Here is a 2095-nt window from a genome sequence, read left to right as displayed (position 1 = left end):
CGCCCTGGCGCAGGGGGTGTACAACACCTATACCGAAGATAACCTGCGCTACTCACAGAACGCGCCGCTGGATATGTATAAAGAGGTTAACACCGGCACCAACCTGCCGGCGCAGATCGATCTCTACAGCGTCGACGGTGAAGAATATAAGTTCCTGTGCATGGCGAAAGGCGGCGGTTCCGCCAACAAAACCTATCTGTACCAGGAAACCAAGGCCCTGATCACCCCGGCGAAGCTGAAAAACTACCTCGTTGAGAAGATGCGCACCCTCGGTACCGCCGCCTGCCCGCCGTACCACATCGCGTTTGTGATCGGCGGCACCTCGGCGGAAGCGACGCTGAAGACCGTCAAACTGGCCTCGACCCGCTATTACGACGGTCTGCCGACCGAAGGCAACGAACACGGTCAGGCGTTCCGCGACGTGCAGCTGGAGCAAGAGCTGCTGCAGGAAGCGCAGAACCTCGGCCTCGGCGCGCAGTTTGGCGGGAAATACTTCGCCCACGATATCCGGGTGATCCGTCTGCCGCGCCACGGCGCCTCCTGCCCGATCGGCATGGGTGTCTCCTGCTCCGCCGACCGCAATATCAAAGCCAAAATTAACCGCGACGGTATCTGGATCGAGAAGCTGGAGAGCAATCCGGGAAAATATATTCCTGAACATCTGCGTCAGGCCGGCGAAGGCGAAGTGGTAAGCATCAACCTGAATCAGCCGATGAGCGAGATCCTGGCGCAGCTGTCGGCACATCCGGTCTCCACCCGCCTGAGCCTTAACGGCACCATTATCGTGGCCCGCGACATCGCCCACGCCAAGCTGAAGGAGCTTATCGACAACGGCGAGGCGCTGCCGCAGTACGTCAAAGATCACCCGATCTACTACGCGGGCCCGGCAAAAACGCCAGCCGGTTACGCTTCCGGCTCCCTCGGCCCAACCACTGCCGGCCGCATGGACTCTTACGTTGATCTGCTGCAGTCCCACGGCGCGAGCATGGTGATGCTGGCGAAAGGCAACCGCAGCCAGCAGGTGACCGATGCCTGCCATAAACACGGCGGCTTCTACCTTGGAAGCATCGGCGGCCCGGCGGCAGTGCTCGCCCAGCAGAGTATCAAGAGCCTCGAGTGCGTGGCCTATCCGGAACTGGGGATGGAAGCTATCTGGAAAATCGAAGTGGAAGATTTTCCGGCGTTTATCCTCGTCGATGATAAAGGCAACGACTTCTTCCAGCAGATCCAGAATAAGCAGTGCGCGGGCTGTAAACAGCACGGCTAACGCTATCCTCTGACGCTGATATCAGGCCGTCGCCGTTTGGGCGACGGCTTTTTTTATGTCCGCGTTTCCCCAGCTTGAATTCACTTCGCACCAGGCTATGCTCAACTACAAGCCCTCCGTTTTTTGCTGAAAAATAACAATAATTCTTATCTCAGGTGCCTCAATGAACAGGATGAGCATCGTTATCCTCTGGGCGCTGGCGCTGCTGGTGCTCCAGCCGGCGCTGGCCGCCGAACCGCGACAGCAGCCAACCGCGCGCGAGCAGGCACGCACGGTCACGATTTTCCACCAACCTGTCGTCATGTTGCAGGCCACCTTTGGCCAGACCACGCCCGAAGAGCGCGTTTTGCGCACCCGCAGCGCCCTGCGCGCCTTCACCGAAGATGATATTCGCCAGCCGCTGCGGGTCGTGCCGGTTATCCGCTATGGTCAGCCAGGCCGGCTGTTTCTGATGAACGGCAAACCGGTGCTGCTGCTGAGCCAGGCGGATCTCGACGAGGGCGATGATTTAACCCTCGACCAGGCAGCCCAGCGGGTGCTGGCGCGTATGGAAGCCCAGCGCACCAGCCTCCAGGAGCAGTTCAACAACCGCTATCTGTTCATCTCCGCCGGTAAAGCCCTGGCCGGGGCGCTGCTGCTGGCGCTGTTTTACTACGGCGCCTTCCGCGCCTGGCGGCGGGTGCGACGTTTTTTCCTGCTGCGGATCCTCGAAAAACGTAGCGCCATACCGCAGCACTGGCGGCGCTATCTCGGCAATATTGAAGTTCGACTCTATGCTGTGCTGGTCATCTTTCTCGGGTACAGGGGGCGGCGGCGACTGGCCGCCCC

The 2095-nt window shown here is 60.2% G+C and carries 1 protein-coding gene and 1 pseudogene; both read left to right on the top strand.

Annotation, left to right across the window (positions count from 1 at the left end; translation table 11 throughout):
- A partial coding sequence (locus tag HMPREF3140_RS14795; RefSeq protein WP_228705080.1) for a FumA C-terminus/TtdB family hydratase beta subunit occupies positions 1-1267 on the top strand: 1267 nt, incomplete at its 5' end.
- Positions 1268-1430: 163 nt separating this feature from the next.
- Positions 1431-2095, top strand: a pseudogene (locus HMPREF3140_RS14790) (mechanosensitive ion channel protein MscS); the annotation flags it as partial.

Source organism: Klebsiella sp. HMSC16A12 (assembly GCF_001808265.1).
GTDB classification, from domain to species: domain Bacteria; phylum Pseudomonadota; class Gammaproteobacteria; order Enterobacterales; family Enterobacteriaceae; genus Klebsiella; species Klebsiella pneumoniae.
This window is presented reverse-complemented; position numbering and strand designations above follow the sequence as displayed.